This window comes from Caulobacter segnis, from assembly GCF_029543125.1.
Taxonomy (GTDB): domain Bacteria; phylum Pseudomonadota; class Alphaproteobacteria; order Caulobacterales; family Caulobacteraceae; genus Caulobacter; species Caulobacter segnis_D.
The window spans coordinates 270,066-284,763 of record NZ_JARQWW010000003.1; the positions used below are offsets into that span (position 1 = coordinate 270,066).

Here is a 14,698-nt window from a genome sequence, read left to right on the forward strand (position 1 = left end):
TTCGCGCACTCCACTTGCGGGGCGAGCAGGCCTATCCTGTCTGGATGATTCCTTCCGGACAGGCAGGCTCCAGCCATGGGTGAGGCGGCAGAGGTGCTGGCTCCGGCCGACGCCTTCCTGGGCGTCACGCGGTCGCTGACCGGACGTGTCTGGCGCGAGCGTCCGGCGGACTCTGCCGCCGCGCGCTCCCATCAACTGAAGCTGGGTCTCTCCGAACCGTTGGCGCGGGCGATCGCTGCGCGGGGCGTGGGTGTCGACACCCTGGACAGCTTCCTGTCGCCGACGCTGAAGGCGTTGTTTCCCGATCCCTCCTGCTTCACCGACATGGACCGCGCGGCGGAGATCCTGATCGATGCGGTGCAGGATGGCCGGCGCACCGTGGTGTTCGCCGACTATGACGTGGACGGCGCCAGCAGCGCCGCTCAGCTCGTCCGCTGGTTCCGGGCCATGGGCCGCGAACTGGCCATCTATGTCCCCGATCGCATGACCGAGGGCTATGGCCCGAGCCCTGCCGCTTTCCGCCGCTTGCGGGAGGAGGGCGCAGAGCTGGTGGTCACCGTGGATTGCGGCGCGGCCGCCTATGACGCCATCAACTGCGCCGCCGAGATCGGGCTGGAGGTGGTGGTGATCGACCATCACCTGATGCGCGAGGACCCGCCCAAGGCGGCGGCCGTGGTCAATCCGAACCGTCCCGGCTGCGTGTCGGGGCAGGGGGTGTTGGCTGCAGCGGGGGTGACCTTCGTCCTGCTGGCGGCCCTGAACCGCGAGGCGCGCAAGCGCGGCCTGTTCGCCGATCGGGCGGAGCCTGACATCCGCCAATGGCTGGATCTGGCGGCGCTCGGCGCCGTCTGTGACGTGACCCAGCTTGTCGGCTTCAACCGCGCCCTGACGGCGCAAGGCCTGCGGATCATGTCCGGCTGGGCCAATCCGGGGCTGAAGGCGCTGTTGGAAGTGGCCAAGGGGACCGGCCCGGCCACGACCTTCCACGCCGGCTTCATCCTGGGGCCGCGCATCAACGCCGGCGGGCGCATCGGGCGCTCCGATCTGGGGACGCGTCTGCTGTCCACGGACGATCCGATCGAGGCTGCTGCCCTGGCGGCCGAACTCGACGCCCTGAACGCAGAGCGCAAGGACGTGGAGCGGGAGGTCATTGACCAGGCCGTTCTGGTCATCGAGCGTGACAGCAACTTCGACCCGGACGCGCCGGTGATCGTGGTGGCGGGCGACGATTGGCATCCGGGCGTCATCGGCATCGTCGCCGGGCGGCTGCGCGAGCGGTATCGCAAGCCCGTGGTGGTGATCGGCGTCGATCGCGCCGCGGATGTGGGCAAGGGCTCGGGGCGTTCGCAGCCCGGCATGAATCTGGGCAAGGCGATCCAGGCCGCCTACGAGGCCGGTCTGCTGATGGCTGGCGGAGGCCACGCCATGGCGGCAGGTCTGACCATGCGTCCGGCCCAGATCCCCGAACTGCGCGCCTTTTTGGAAGAGAAGCTGGCGGCCGAGCGCGAGGCCGCCGGTGACGAGCCCCTGGAGATAGACGCCCTGATCCGGCCGGGCGCGGCCGACCGGGCGTTGCTGAACGAGTTCCAGGCGCTGGCGCCTTTCGGGCCGGGCAATCCGGAGCCGATGTTCGCTCTTTCCGGCGTGCGAGTGGATCGTCCCATGGCCATGCGGGGCGGGCATCTGCGCTGCATCCTGGTGGACTCGAACGGCGCCAAGCTGAAGGCTGTCGCCTGGCGCTGCGAGGATACGGAGCTGGGGCGACGGCTGCTGTCCGGCGAAGGCTCGCTGCACGTGGCCGGACGCCTGAAGCCCGATGATTACATGGGTCGAGAGGGCGTCCAGCTGGAGATCGAGGACGCCTACGACCCCCGCATCCGGATGGCCTGAATTTTCTGGAATAGGGGGTTGCGCCTCAAAAATGAGGCGGCTATATCCCCGGCTCCTCGCCGCGCTCCCTTCGTCTATCGGTTAGGACACCAGATTTTCAATCTGGGAAGAGGGGTTCGATTCCCCTAGGGAGTGCCACGAGGCCCTCGATTTCGATGCGCGCTTTCGCGTCGAAATGTCACGCCTCAGAAACATTAGGGCCAAATTGCGCCAAATCTGGTTGACGGTCGCCTGCCGTCGATAACACTGTTTCCCTGCGCGCCTGTCCAAGGAGGGCTTTGGGGACAGGCCAGAGGGGCGAATGTCTGGTTTTGATTTCGAGGGGGCTGGGGCGCACGAAGAAGCCGTGCGCATCAGCGGGAAGATCAAGTGGTTCGACGCAGGCAAGGGGTACGGTTTCATCGTTCCCGATGATCCCGGCCAGACCGGGCTGCGCGACGTGCTTCTGCACATCACTTCATTGCGCAACAGCGGCCGTGAATCGGCGCCGGAAGGTTCGATGATCGTCTGCGACGTCATCAAGCGGCCCAAGGGTTGGCAGGTGTCCGAGGTCGTCGACCTGGACGAAAGCACCGCCACCCCGGCTCAAGAGCGTCCGCGCCGGCCTTTCGACGATCAAGGCGGCCACGGGGGTGGAGTCCGTCGCGATCGTGGAGACGGCTATGACCGCGGCCGCAGCGGGGGCTTTTCGTCCGCGCCGCCGCGTCGTCCGGCCGGTCCGCGCGGGCCGCTGGAGCGGGCCAAGGTGAAGTGGTTCAACCGCACCAAGGGCTATGGTTTCGTCGTTCGCGACGGCGAGCCGGGCGACATCTTCGTGCATATCGAGACCCTGCGCCGCAGCGGGCTGGAGGATCTCCAGCCTGGCGACGACGTCATGGTCCGGTTCGCCGAGGGGCCGAAGGGCCTTGTGGTCGCCGAGATCGAGGGCTCGGGCTACGCCTGATCCTACCTTCTGATGCTGGCGCGCGGCCGACGACGGCCGCGCGTTTTCGCGCATCGCAAAATTTCCACACGGGAACTAGGCGTTTCGTTTGCGGCGCAGTCCGGTGCGTGGCAAGAACGCGCCCACCGATGTCGGGGTGTGGCGCAGCCTGGTAGCGCATCTGTTTTGGGAGCAGAGGGTCGCAGGTTCGAATCCTGCCGCCCCGACCATCGGGAAGACGGAGACTAGTTCAATGCTCGCGCGCATCTTCCGCCCCGCCAAGACCGCCATGCAGTCGGGCAAGGCCAAGACCAAGGATTGGGTGCTGGAGTTCGCCCCCGCCTCGGCGAGAAAGGCTGATCCGCTGATGGGCTGGACCCAGTCGACCGACATGGACGGTCAGGTTCGCTTGAAGTTCGAGACCCGTGACGAGGCCGTGGCCTACGCCCAGAAGCACGGCGTGGCCTTCCAGCTGTTCGAGCCGAAGACTCCGAAGCGGATCATCAAGGCCTACGCCGACAATTTCGCGTCCAACCGCAAGTTTCCCTGGACGCATTGATTTTCCTGGATGCGGCCGCCTTGTGTCCGCATCCTGCCTGCGCGGCTCCCGTAGCTCAGCTGGATAGAGCATCTGCCTTCTAAGCAGACGGTCGCAGGTTCGAATCCTGCCGGGGGCGCCAAACTCCCCAATCGTTTCAAATCTCTAGAGTTGGCGTCGAAAGCCGCCGCCAGCGTTGCTTCACGCGCACTGAAAACTGATTGCGATCTGAAATCAGTCGATCTAGCTTGAGGCTGGTTGCGCAACGCAACCGGATGCGCGCGGCGCTCAAGGCAGGAGATCGGCATGGCCAAGCTCGTGTTCGGGATGAACCAGTCGCTGGACGGTTACGTCGATCACATGGCGTTCGGGCCCGGCCCAATACTCTTCCGTCATTTCGTCGAGCAGGCTCAAAGGTCGGCGGGCAGTCTGTATGGACGCAAGATCTACGAGATCATGAGCTACTGGGACGACGAACACCCGGAGTGGAGCGCGGATGAGCGCGCCTTCGCTGAAGCGTGGCGGAAACAGCCGAAGTGGGTCGTGTCCCGCACTCTGAAATCCGTCGGTCCAAACGCCACCCTGCTGCAGGGCGATCTTGAGAGCGCGGTGCGCAGGTTGAAGGCTGAGCGCGACGGGGTGATCGAGGTCGCTGGTCCGGATCTGGCCCGGAGCCTGACCGAGCTTGGCCTGATCGACGAATATTGCATCTACCTGCATCCGGTCGTGCTGGGCCACGGCACGCCTTACTTCGCCGGCCCACGATCTCCGCTTCGCCTTGTGGCGAATGAACGGATCGAGGACGTGATTAAGCTGACCTACGTTCCGGCCTGAGGCGTCGGCGCCTCACAGGCCGCGCCGGCGGCAGGCGTTTCGATGCGCCGATCAGCGCCATCGGCCCGCTGATCGCTGAGGTGTTCTCCGATCACCTTCGACGGCCGGCTGCTGACGGCTATCGGGGCGAAGGCGATTCCGGCGCTGCTCATCTCGGCCGCTTGCGCCGCGGGATCGGCTCTGCGCGCCCGTTCGGCGGCTTGCGCTACTCGATCTTCGTCGGGTCCAGGACCACGTGGCGGATGCCGCGGCGGTTGTAGGTGTAGGTGATGTGGACCTTTCCGTTCCTGGCCTGGATGACGGCGGGATAGGCATAGCCGTCGGGCTTGGGCTCGCTCTCCAAGGTCAGCACTTCGCGCCAGCTTATCCCGTCCTTGGATATCGCCACATTGATCGGATAGCGCAGACCCTTGCCCGGCGTGGCCGGCAGGTGGCCCGTGTGGTTGTACACCAGCAGCTGCCGCCCATCAGCCAGGGTCACCGCGTCGGTGCCGGAATTGGGGTTGGGCAGGTTGATCGTGGCGAGGGGGCTCCAGGTCTTGCCGCCGTCCTTGGACCAGGTCTGGGCCAGGGCGCCCTGACGGGTGCGGGCCACCGCCTCCAGCACGCCTTCGGGATGGAAGAGGATGCTGGACTGGATGGCGTCGATCTTCAGGGGAGAGGGGACCAGCGGCGTCTTGGTCCAGGTGCGGCCCTGATCCTCGCTGCGCTCGAAATAGAGGTCCCAGCCGCCGCCGTCGGCCAGGGTGACGCCCTCGCGCAGTTCGACGCTGACGGGCGACAGCCAGGCGCCGTCAGCCAGGACCACGGGCTTGTTCTTGATCGGGCCGAGGATGCCGTCGGGCAGGCGCTTGGGCTTCGTCCAGGTGCGGCCGTCGTCGGCTGACGTCATCACCATGCCCCACCAGGCCTGGGGGCTGGGGCCGACCTTGTAGAACAGGTGCAGGTCGCCGCCCGGCGGCTGGAACAGCACGGGATTCCAGGTCGGCTGCCGCGTGCCGTCAGGCTGGACGCCATTGGCGACCTCGACCGCCTCCTGCCATTTGCCGTCCACATGCCGCGCGAACCAGATGCCGACGTCAGGGTTGCGTTCGTGCGTCCCGCCGAACCACGACGCGGCGATCGTGCCGGCCGTCGTCTCCACGATCGTGGAGGCGTGCGACTGCGGGTAGGGGGCGTTCGTATAGACGAACTCCTGCACCACGATCGCGGGGGAGGAGGGCGCCGCGATGCTCGCCGAAGGGGCGACGATCAAGAAGGCGGCGGCGCCCAGAGAGGCCAGCAGGCGGGTCGTCATGGCGTTTCTCCTCAGCGGGACTGCTGCATCATGCCGGTCAGCCGGACGGGAGCATTGTATTCCCGCGCCGACTTGATGACGTAGTCGCGGAAGGCGTCGGCGGTCTTCAGGTTCGGACCTTCGCTCCAGGCCGCCGCCAGCATGTACTCGAACGTCCCGTCCCTGGTCGGCTCTATGCGGAAGACGTGGTTGCCCTGGCGCTCGGTCCAGAAGTTGTAGCGCGGCTTGTAGATGTCCCTGACCACCAGCGCTGACCCGGCATAGTCGATGCGGAAGGCGTTCTGAACGGCGTCCTTGTCGTCGGGATTGCGCACGTTCTCGCCGCCGCCGGTGATGACGACGCCGCCCTTCTGATAGCTGATCTCCTCCGGATCATGGCGGCGGATGCCGGCGGCCCAGGCTGCGCACGCCGCCTTCGGCTTGAAGGTGGGGAAGCTGACCCTGGCGGTGGAATAGTTCTGGCCCGCATAGGCGGTGTAGAGCTGCTCGACCTCGTAGCGCCCAAAGCCGCTGTCCCAGTTCAGGGTCTTCACCCGGATCATGCTGCGCAGGGGGCCGTTGGTGACGACCTCGAAGGCGTAGCGGGTGTCGGTCAGGCCATTGCCGTTGAAGCGGTTCTCTTGGTCGGAATTCGGCGTGAAGCGCGGGCGTGAGACCGTCTCGGGCCGACTTGGCTGGTCGAACACGCCGATCCCGCCGCCGCCGAAGCTGTCGTCCACCGACATGATGTCGGACCCCATGGCCGGATCGATCCGCGAGACCGCGTAGCCGTCGAGGTTCTCCCCATAGAGCCGGTGCGACATCAGCAACGGTTCGCGCTTGCCATAGACGTCGGCGTCTGTGGGGAACCAGAGCTTCCAGCCGACGGCCTCGGACTCCCAGAAGGGCACGGTGTGGCGCATGTAGCTGCCGATGCCGGCGTGGGTGCGGTGAGGATTCCAGCCGCGCTGCTGGAAGCCGAGATAGATGTGCAGCGTCTTGGTCTCGTGCGCCTTCAGATCAACCTGCAGAAAAAGCTCGTCCCAGAGGCCGTCGGCGTTGAGGTCGTCCAGCTGATAGTCGACCGCGCGCCCATTGGCTTCCGCGAGGTGGCCGTGCGGGCCCTCCTGGGCTTGGCGTTCGTGATCGGGAGCGGGGCGAGGCTCGCCCGCCGGATCGACGAGAGTGATGGTCAGGGCCTGCGCCCCACGAAGCATCGGCAGTTGTTCGGGCGTCAGGACGACCGGGCTGGCGCGGCGCTCCTCGCCGAGATCGTTGGTGAGCTGGATCTCTATGCGCTGGGTCGGGGCGAACTGACCCTGAGTGTACCAGGGCGCATCGGCTTGGGCCGTGGGGACAAACCCCAGCAGAGGCGCCAAGGCGAATACGGCGAAGCAGCCTCGCGCGAGCGGGTTCATCCACAGCCTCCCAATGCATGCCCGGCCTCATCGGGTGCTGAGCCCTCGAGGCCTTGTTCTGCAAGGAAACCTCCCGAAGATCAGGACTTGCGGCAAGGTGCTGCACAGTCCGAGCGATCCATAGTGTGAATGGAACCAGTCCGAATTGGTGTGGCGTTCATATGTACATATGAAGCTATAAATGATGCCCTACTCGGGGAAGCTTATTCAATCGGCGCGGTTTCGGTCGCCTGAGGCATGGTCTGCACCACCTTCATCTTCCGCGCGCCGCCGTAGAAGGTGTGGCCGCCGATCTGGGTGATGCGGGGCAGGACAGCGGCCCAGGACGGGCTCACATAGTCGGCGTGGAAGCTCAGGGCGTTCCCCACCTCATGGCCTGCTTCGCCGGCAATGACGGCGTCGGCGACCTTGCGGGCCTTTCGCCAGGCTGGGCCATGAGGCGGCGAGGCCAGCATCGCGCCGTTGCAGGCGAAGCTGAACTGGCAGCCCCGGCGCGGCGCGCCCTGGAAGACCACTTCGCAGACGGACTTGGGATAGCGCGGGCTGCGCACGCGGTTCATGACCACGGCGGCGATGGCGGCCTGTCCGGCCTCGGCCTCGCCGCGCGCTTCGTAATAGACGGCCTGGGCCAGGCATTCACGCTCGCCGCCCGACATCGCGGTGCGGACCTGGCGCAGGATGGCGCTGTCCATGGGACGGCCGATGAAGTCCTCGTCGGTGAGGCGGCGCAGGCGCGGGCCATCCCCAAGGCGGCCCCGCAGCATGGGATCGGCCGCGACGGATTCAGCCAGGGTCTGCGGCGGGGTGATGTAGGTGCAGCCGGCGACGCCGAAGAGGGCCGCCAGCCCGGCCAGAACAGTGGCGACGGATCGGGTGCGGGCGTAGGCGGCGGCCACGATCAATCCCCCTCTATCCCCTTCAGCCCCAACCTAGATCGTCGATCCGGGAATCAGGCCCGTACACCGCGATCAGGTTGACGCGATGCTCCGCCGTGCCGTCGGACATGTCGAGATAGAAGTTCTCGATTGAGCGGGCGTAGAGGCCGACCTCGGCCTTGATCGCCTCGGCCATGATGTAGCCGACCATGGCGGCTTTCGCGGCCAGATCGGGGTCATAGATGGGCATCCGCTGCGCCGCGTAATCCTTGAAGTAGGTCTCGCGCGAGATGATGTCATTGATGGCGTCGCCCGGCTCGATGCCCGCATTGGAGGCGTACTGGAAGCCGATGATGACGTCGTAGGCCTTCTCCACCGCCTTGGCGAAGGTCATGTTCTTGTAGTTGGCGGCGAAAAAGTCGCGCCCTTCGCCGGCCAGGCCCAGGTTGGCCGAGAAGTTGATGTAGCGGTTCTCGAGGCTGAAGCGGCGATAGTAGCCGTCGTTCAGGTCGGTGAAATTGGCGGGCGAATTGACCAGCCAGTCCAGGCCGGCGGCGGTCGGGGTCGCGCCGGTATAGAACTGATAGGCGGCAAGGGCGACCGAGGTGGTGTCCTTGGTCACGTCGAACATCTGCCAGGCCACTTGGCGCGGCGTCCAACCGTCGATCAGGACCGATGTGGTCACCAGGGCGGCGGTCTTCGAAAGCTCCGGCGTCAGGCTGGTGACGCGCAGGGCGTTCTTGAACGCGATCTCGGCATTGGTCGTATTGAAGCTGTAGGTGGCCAAGACACGCCCTCGGATGCGGGCCTTCGCCCGATGAGTGCGTTGTCCTTAGCGCAAAAATGTCGTGATAAGGTTTACGCACCGTCTCTCAGCGGGCGGGTGCGCGCATGGGCCGCGCCCTAGAAATGGCTGGCGTAGACTTCCAGTGCGCGACGCAGATCGGCGATCAGGTCGTCCGGCCCTTCAAGCCCCACATGCAACCGGATCAAGGGTCCGCCAAGCTCCAGGCCTGGCCGGCTGGACCGCACCTGCGGATCGCAGTGGATGGCGAGGCTTTCGTAGCCGCCCCAGGAGAAGCCCAGGCCGAACAATTCGAGTGTATCCAGGAAGTTCAGGACCGCCTTGTTTGAGGCAGGGCGCAAGACGGCGCCGAACAGGCCGCTGGCGCCGACGAAGTCACGCTTCCAAAGGGCGTGGCCCGGATCGCTTTCCAATCCGGGGTGCATGACCCGGATCACCTCGGGCTGGCGCTCCAGCCAGTCGGCGACCATCAGGCCGCTGGCCCCGTGACGGTCCAGCCGGGTCTTGAGCGTGCGCAGGCCGCGAACCGCCAGATAGGCGTCGTCGGCGGAAACGCCCCAGCCGGCGTTTGTGAAGCCGGCCTTCAGCAGACGGCCAAGTTCCGGGTCCACCGTGGCGGCGGAGCCCATCAGCAGATCGGAATGGCCGCCGATGTACTTGGTCAGGGCCTGGACGCTGATGTCGACGCCATGGGCCAAAGGCTTGAACAGCAGGCCGGCCGCCCAGGTGTTGTCGATCATGGTCAGCACGCCGCGCGCCTTGGCGGCGGCGGCGATGGCGGGAACGTCCTGCATCTCGAAGGTGAGAGAGCCGGGGGCTTCCAACAGGATCAGGCGCGTCTGCGGCTGGACCAGCGCCATCAGCGCCTCGGCGTCGAGGCCCGGATCATAGTAGCGGGTGGTGACGCCGAAGCGGGCCAGCTGGTCGCCCGCGAAGCGGCGCGTGGGCTTGTAGACGCTGTCCACCACCAGGATGTCGTCGCCCGCCTTCAGCAGGGCCATGAGCGGCGCGGTGACCGCCGCCAGTCCCGAGGGATAGAGCTGGACGTCGCGGGCGCCTTCCAGGGCGCGCAGACCTTCGACGAGGGCGTCGTGGGAGGCGAAGCCTTCAAGGCCGTAGGTCTTCTGACCGTCGTCATAGAGGGACGCCGCATCCGGCATCAGAACGGTCGAGCCGCGCTGAACCGGAGGGTTCACCGTGCGCGCCAAATCGCCAGTTTTGGCGCCGGCGCGGATCAGACGGGTTTCTTCGTCCATTTGGGTTGACGTACTCGACCAGACAAACTTGAAACTCCAAGGCGTCATATCGCCTTGCCGGTCAAGGACGAAGGAGCAGTTTCGTGTCCCACCGCGTAGTCGTCGCCTCTATGCTGCTGGCCCTGACCGCCGGCGCCTGCGGCGAGCGCGCGGTTGAGGCGCCGGCTCCCGGTCCGGGCAAGGAGTTGCCGGTGTCGTCGGACCTGGCGGCCAAGAGCGAGACGCTTCGCGCCGTGGTCGCCCGGGGGCGACTGAACTGCGGCGTCGACCAGGAGCTTTCGGGCTTCTCCTTCCGCGACAACCGGGGCGTCTGGCGAGGATTCTCGGTTGACCTGTGCCGCGCGGTGGCCGCCGCGGCCGTCGGCGACGGCAATGCGGTGAACTTCGTGCCGGTCACCGCCGACAATCGCATCGAGCTGTTGCGCACCGGCAAGATCGATCTTCTGACCCGCAGCACGAGCTGGACCTACAGTCGGGATGCGGGCGAGGGCGTCGATTTCGCGGGGATCGCCTATTACGACGGCCAGGGGTTCCTGGCGCGCAAGTCGCTGAATCTGCAAAGCGCGCTTGAGCTGAACGGCGCGCGCGTCTGCGTGCAGTCGGGTTCGACGAGCCAGAACAATCTGGCCGACTATTTCCGCGCCAACGGCCTGAACTACACCGCCGTCCCCGCCGCCTCGAACGAGAAGGCGCGGGAAATCTATCAAACCGAGGGCTGCGATGTTCTGAGCGCGGACATCTCGGCCTTGGCGTCGGCGCGGTCGGTGGCCAGCAATCCTGGCCAGCACGTGATCCTGCCCGATGTGATCTCCAAGGAGCCCTTGGCCCTGGCTGTGCGCCAGAACGATCCGGCGTGGAAGGATCTGGTTCATTGGACCCTCAACGCCCTGATCCTGGCGGAGGAGCTGGGCGTCAGCTCGAAGAACGTCGGCGAATTGGCCGAAGATTCGCCTGTGCCGGAGGTGCGTCGTCTGCTGGGTGTCGACGCGGGATATGGCGCCAAGATCGGTCTGGACGACGCCTTCGCTTTCCGCGCCATCCAGGCGGTGGGCAACTACGGCGAGGTGTTCCGGCGCAATGTCGGCGTTGAATCGCCGCTGCGGCTTGAACGGGGCCTCAACGCCCTGTGGAACGCGCCGCAGCCGGGCCTGCTGTACGCCCAGCCTTTCCGCTAGAGCGGGCGGATCATCACCGAGCGAAGCGCTGGGTCATGGCCGGCGGCGGCCTCCTGGTCGCGCATGGCCTGCAGGGCTGGCGGGACGTCCGAGCCCGTGACTTCGGTGAAGCCCAGTCGCGCGTAGTACGGGCCGTTCCAGGGGGTGTCACGATAGGTCGTCAGGCCCATGGTCGTGGCGCCGGCCTTGCGGGCGCCTTCGACAGCCGCCTCGATCAGCTGTGCGCCGAGGCCTTGGCGATGATGATCCAGATGGACGGAGACCTGATGGATGACCGCCAGCTCGCCATGCGTTTCGCCCGCAAGGTAGCCGACGGGGCGGTCGTTCAGTGTGATCACCCACAGGCCGCCATGATCCAGATGCGCCTGAAGCGCGTCCAAGGACGGCGGCGGATCGTCGGCGACCCAGGCCAATTGCGTCGCGCGGAACGGTTCACCCGCCGAAATCTCGATCTGCTGAAGGATGGGAAAATCAGCAGGGACAGCGCGGCGGATGACGTAGCCGCTCATCAGGCCGGGCCGGTGACCACCGGCGCATCCGGCAAGCCGCCCCATTCGGTCCACGAGCCGTCATAGACCGCCACGCGCGACAGGCCGAGACGATGCAGGGCCAGGGCGAGGATGGCGGCGGTGACGCCCGAGCCGCAGGTGGTGACGATCGGCTTGTCCAGATCGACCCCAGCCTCCGTGAAGATGGCCTTCAGCTTGTCGGCGGGCAGAAGCGTGCCGTCCGGGGCGATGACGCTCGACGCCGGAACGCTCCGGGCGCCAGGCATGTGGCCGCCGCGCAAGCCTTCACGCGGCTCGGGCGCCTCGCCGGTGAAGCGGGCGGCGGGCCGGGCGTCCACCAGTTGTTCGCGGCCGGTTTCGATGGCCTTGCGCACCTGATCCTTGTCCCGGACCAGATCGGCGGCGAAGCGCGGGGTGAAGTGGCGTTCCTGCGGGGAGGACGGCAGGTCCTCCACCGGGCGGCCCTCGGCGATCCACTTGGCCAGACCGCCGTCGAGCACGAAGACGTTCTCGTGGCCCATGGCCCGGAACGCCCACCAGGTGCGGGCGGCGCGGAAGCCGCCGCCGTCATAGACGACGATGGTCGAGCCGTCGCCGAGGCCCATGGCCTTGACCCGCGACGCGAATTTGGCGGCGGAGGGCAGCATGTGCGGCAGGTCGCTGTCGGTGTCGGCGATCTCGTCGATGTCGAAGAACACCGCGCCCGGAATGTGGGCCAGATCGTACTCGCGCTTGGGGTCGCGCGCCTCGGCCGGCATGTACCAGCTGGCGTCGACGACCTTGATGTCCGGGGCCGAAAGACGCTCGTGCAGCCAGGCGGTGGAGACGAGCGGATCGTTCGACATCGAAAACCTCAACTGAGCCAGGGCGGCGTCGGCAGACCGCGCTCGGCGAGGAACGCGGGATTGAACAGCTTGCTCTGATAGCGCGATCCGTGGTCGCACAAAACGGTCACGATGGTGTGGCCTGGGCCGAGGTCGCCGGCCATGCGGATGGCGCCGGCCACGTTGATGCCGGTGGAGCCGCCCATGCAAAGTCCCTCGTACTGCACGAGGTCATAGAGCACCTCGAGCATCTCCTCGTCGGAGATGCGATAGGGGCGGTCGATCTTCAGGCCTTCGAGGTTGGCGGTGATGCGGCCCTGGCCGATCCCCTCGCTGATCGAGTTCCCCTCCGACTTCAGCTCGCCGTGGGCGTACCAGTTGTAGAGCGCCGCGCCGTGCGGGTCGGCGAGGCCGATCTGGACGCCGGGCTTGCGCTCGCGAAGCGCCTGGGCGACCCCAGCCAGGGTGCCGCCGGAGCCGACGGCGCAGATGAAGGCGTCGACCTTACCCTTTGTCTGATCGAAGATTTCTGGCCCCGTCGTCAGATAGTGCGCCTGGCGGTTGGCGACATTGTCGAACTGGTTGGCCCAGATGGCGCCGTTGGGCTCGGTGCGGGCCAGTTCCTCGGCCAGACGGCCCGAATAGCGGACGTAGTTGTCCGGGTTGGAATAGGGGACGGCGTCCACCTCGACCAGGTCCGCGCCGAGCAGGCGGATGGCGTCCTTCTTTTCCTGGCTCTGGGTGCGGGGGATGACGATGGTGGCCTTGTAGCCCAGCGCCGAGGCGACCATGGCCAGGCCGATTCCGGTGTTGCCGGCTGTGCCTTCGACGATGCGGCCGCCCGGGCGGATCAGGCCCTCGGCCTCAGCGTCGCGGATGATCTGCAGGGCGGCGCGGTCCTTCACGGACTGGCCCGGATTCATGAACTCCGCCTTGCCCAGGATCTCGCAGCCGGTGGCGTCGCTGGCGCGCTTCAGGCGGATCAGCGGCGTATCGCCGATGGCGTCGAGGACGCTGGTCTGGACGGTCATGCGTGGGCCTTCACGGGCTGCGGACGGGTCGCTGCTAGATCGGCGCCAGCGCCCGTGATGCAAGCGTAGCTTTTCTGAAGCCGCGTGGCGCGGGTTCAGCGTCTCTAAATCAGGCCCGGGCGAGGCCGAGCTGGATGACGTTGGTCCGTTCGCTGCGGAAGCCCGCCTCGCAGTAAGCCAGATAGAACTTCCACAGACGGCGGAAGCGCTCGTCGAAGCCAAGGGGGCGAATGTCGCTCCAGGCCGCTTCGAACCGTCGCGCCCACTCGGCCAGAGTGTCGGCGTAGTCCTGGCCGAAGCGGACGAGGCCACGCTGCTGAAGGCCGGCCTTGTCGGTCTCCTGGCGCAGGCGCTCCTCGCTGGGCAGCATGCCGCCCGGGAAGATGTACTTCTGGATGAAGTCGGCGCGGCTGCGATAGTGGGAGAACAGCTCGTCCCGGATGGTGATGATCTGCAGGGCCGCAAGCCCGCCGGGCGACAGAACGTCGTGGACCTTGCGGAAGTAGGTGGGCCAATAGGACTCGCCCACCGCCTCGAACATCTCGATGGAGGCGACGCGGTCGAAGCGGCCGTTCACATCGCGATAGTCAACCAGCTTGATGTCGGCCCGTTCTGCCAAGCCCGCCTCGAAGATGCGTTTGCGGGCGAAGGCGAACTGCTCCTTGGAGATGGTGATGCCGGTGACGTGGGCGCCGCGCTCCTTGGCGGCGAACTCCGCGAAGCCGCCCCAACCGCAGCCGATCTCCAGCACGCTCTGGCCCGGCGAGAGGTCCATGGCCTTGGCGAGGGCGGCGTACTTCTCGTGCTGGCCTTCTTCGAGCGACTGGTGCGTCGGGTCGAACTTGGCCGACGAATAGGTCATCGAGGGGTCGAGCCAGCGCGAATAGAAGGCGTTGCCCAGGTCGTAGTGGGCGTGGATGTTCTTGGCCGAGCCCTTGCGGGTGTTGGCGTGCAGCAGGTGGCCGATGAAGTTGACCGCCCGCATCAACGGATTGCCATCCACCAGGGCCTTGATGCGATCGAAGTTGAGCGTGAACACGGTCAGCAGGGCGGCCAGATCGGGCGTTTCCCACTCGCCGGCCATGTAGCCCTCGGCGAAGCCGATGTCGCCGCCCCGGAACACGCGTCCGACGAAACGATAGTCGTGGACCTTGAGGACTCCGTTGGGACCGGGTTCGGAGCCCTTGATGGGAATGGAGCGGCCGGAGGGCAGGATGAAGGTCACCGTGCCGTAGAGCCAGTTCTCGGCGCAGATGCGGACCAGGGTGCGGAACACCGCTGGAGCCAGCTTGAGGTCCGGATCTTCCTTAAGCCTCGGAAGATCAAGCGGCATGTCGGTCATGCA

General features: G+C 66.5%; 14 protein-coding genes and 3 tRNA genes. 8 read left to right on the top strand and 9 right to left on the bottom strand.

Annotated features, from left to right (window positions below):
- The first annotated feature begins 75 nt into the window (after positions 1-75).
- From recJ to P7B02_RS10455, 7 genes are all read left to right on the top strand, one after another.
- A complete protein-coding gene (recJ, locus tag P7B02_RS10425) occupies positions 76-1,890 on the top strand; it encodes a single-stranded-DNA-specific exonuclease RecJ (protein ID WP_277786284.1) in 1,815 nt (604 codons plus the stop codon).
- A 63-nt stretch (positions 1,891-1,953) separates the two neighbouring features.
- A tRNA-Glu gene (locus P7B02_RS10430) sits at positions 1,954-2,028 on the top strand.
- Between the two features lie 163 nt (positions 2,029-2,191).
- A complete protein-coding gene (locus P7B02_RS10435; protein WP_277786285.1) occupies positions 2,192-2,833 on the top strand; it encodes a cold-shock protein in 642 nt (213 codons plus the stop codon).
- Between the two features lie 132 nt (positions 2,834-2,965).
- Positions 2,966-3,042: transfer RNA gene (locus P7B02_RS10440), tRNA-Pro, on the top strand.
- A gap of 23 nt (positions 3,043-3,065) precedes the next feature.
- Entirely contained in the window at positions 3,066-3,371 is a 306-nt protein-coding gene (locus P7B02_RS10445; RefSeq protein WP_277786286.1) for an ETC complex I subunit, read from the top strand.
- A gap of 44 nt (positions 3,372-3,415) precedes the next feature.
- Positions 3,416-3,492: transfer RNA gene (locus P7B02_RS10450), tRNA-Arg, on the top strand.
- A gap of 164 nt (positions 3,493-3,656) precedes the next feature.
- Positions 3,657-4,184, top strand: a complete 528-nt coding sequence (locus tag P7B02_RS10455; protein WP_277786287.1) for a dihydrofolate reductase family protein — start codon at positions 3,657-3,659, stop codon at positions 4,182-4,184.
- Between the two features lie 205 nt (positions 4,185-4,389).
- Here P7B02_RS10455 and P7B02_RS10460 read toward each other — a convergent pair whose 3' ends face one another.
- The 5 genes from P7B02_RS10460 to metC form a co-directional block, all read right to left on the bottom strand.
- A complete protein-coding gene (locus tag P7B02_RS10460) occupies positions 4,390-5,481 on the bottom strand; it encodes a sialidase family protein (protein WP_277786288.1) in 1,092 nt (363 codons plus the stop codon).
- Between the two features lie 11 nt (positions 5,482-5,492).
- The gene (locus P7B02_RS10465) at positions 5,493-6,878 is read right to left on the bottom strand and encodes a DUF4861 family protein (protein WP_277786289.1); all 1,386 of its coding nucleotides are present in this window, start codon (positions 6,876-6,878) and stop codon (positions 5,493-5,495) included.
- 203 nt (positions 6,879-7,081) lie between these two features.
- On the bottom strand, positions 7,082-7,774 hold the full coding sequence (locus tag P7B02_RS10470) for a cell wall hydrolase (protein WP_277786290.1): 693 nt from the start codon (positions 7,772-7,774) through the stop codon (positions 7,082-7,084).
- A 22-nt stretch (positions 7,775-7,796) separates the two neighbouring features.
- The gene (locus tag P7B02_RS10475) at positions 7,797-8,540 is read right to left on the bottom strand and encodes a hypothetical protein (protein ID WP_277786291.1); all 744 of its coding nucleotides are present in this window, start codon (positions 8,538-8,540) and stop codon (positions 7,797-7,799) included.
- Between the two features lie 116 nt (positions 8,541-8,656).
- On the bottom strand, positions 8,657-9,814 hold the full coding sequence (gene metC / locus P7B02_RS10480; RefSeq protein ID WP_277786292.1) for a cystathionine beta-lyase: 1,158 nt from the start codon (positions 9,812-9,814) through the stop codon (positions 8,657-8,659).
- Positions 9,815-9,897: 83 nt separating this feature from the next.
- Here metC and P7B02_RS10485 point away from each other — a divergent pair, with 83 nt between their 5' ends.
- On the top strand, positions 9,898-10,989 hold the full coding sequence (locus P7B02_RS10485) for an amino acid ABC transporter substrate-binding protein (protein ID WP_277786293.1): 1,092 nt from the start codon (positions 9,898-9,900) through the stop codon (positions 10,987-10,989).
- On the opposite strand, the gene P7B02_RS10490 is transcribed toward P7B02_RS10485, so the two are convergent.
- From P7B02_RS10490 to P7B02_RS10505, 4 genes are all read right to left on the bottom strand, one after another.
- On the bottom strand, positions 10,986-11,498 hold the full coding sequence (locus tag P7B02_RS10490; RefSeq protein WP_277786294.1) for a GNAT family N-acetyltransferase: 513 nt from the start codon (positions 11,496-11,498) through the stop codon (positions 10,986-10,988). The two genes, P7B02_RS10485 and P7B02_RS10490, sit on opposite strands and share 4 nt — an antisense overlap.
- Entirely contained in the window at positions 11,498-12,343 is an 846-nt protein-coding gene (gene sseA, locus P7B02_RS10495) for a 3-mercaptopyruvate sulfurtransferase (RefSeq protein WP_277786295.1), read from the bottom strand. Before sseA ends, P7B02_RS10490 begins: the two co-directional genes overlap by 1 nt.
- Positions 12,344-12,351: 8 nt before the next feature.
- Positions 12,352-13,353, bottom strand: a complete 1,002-nt coding sequence (locus P7B02_RS10500) for a cysteine synthase A (protein ID WP_277786296.1) — start codon at positions 13,351-13,353, stop codon at positions 12,352-12,354.
- A 109-nt stretch (positions 13,354-13,462) separates the two neighbouring features.
- Positions 13,463-14,695, bottom strand: coding sequence for an SAM-dependent methyltransferase (locus P7B02_RS10505; protein WP_277786297.1), 1,233 nt, complete (start codon positions 14,693-14,695; stop codon positions 13,463-13,465).
- Positions 14,696-14,698: the final 3 nt, after the last annotated feature.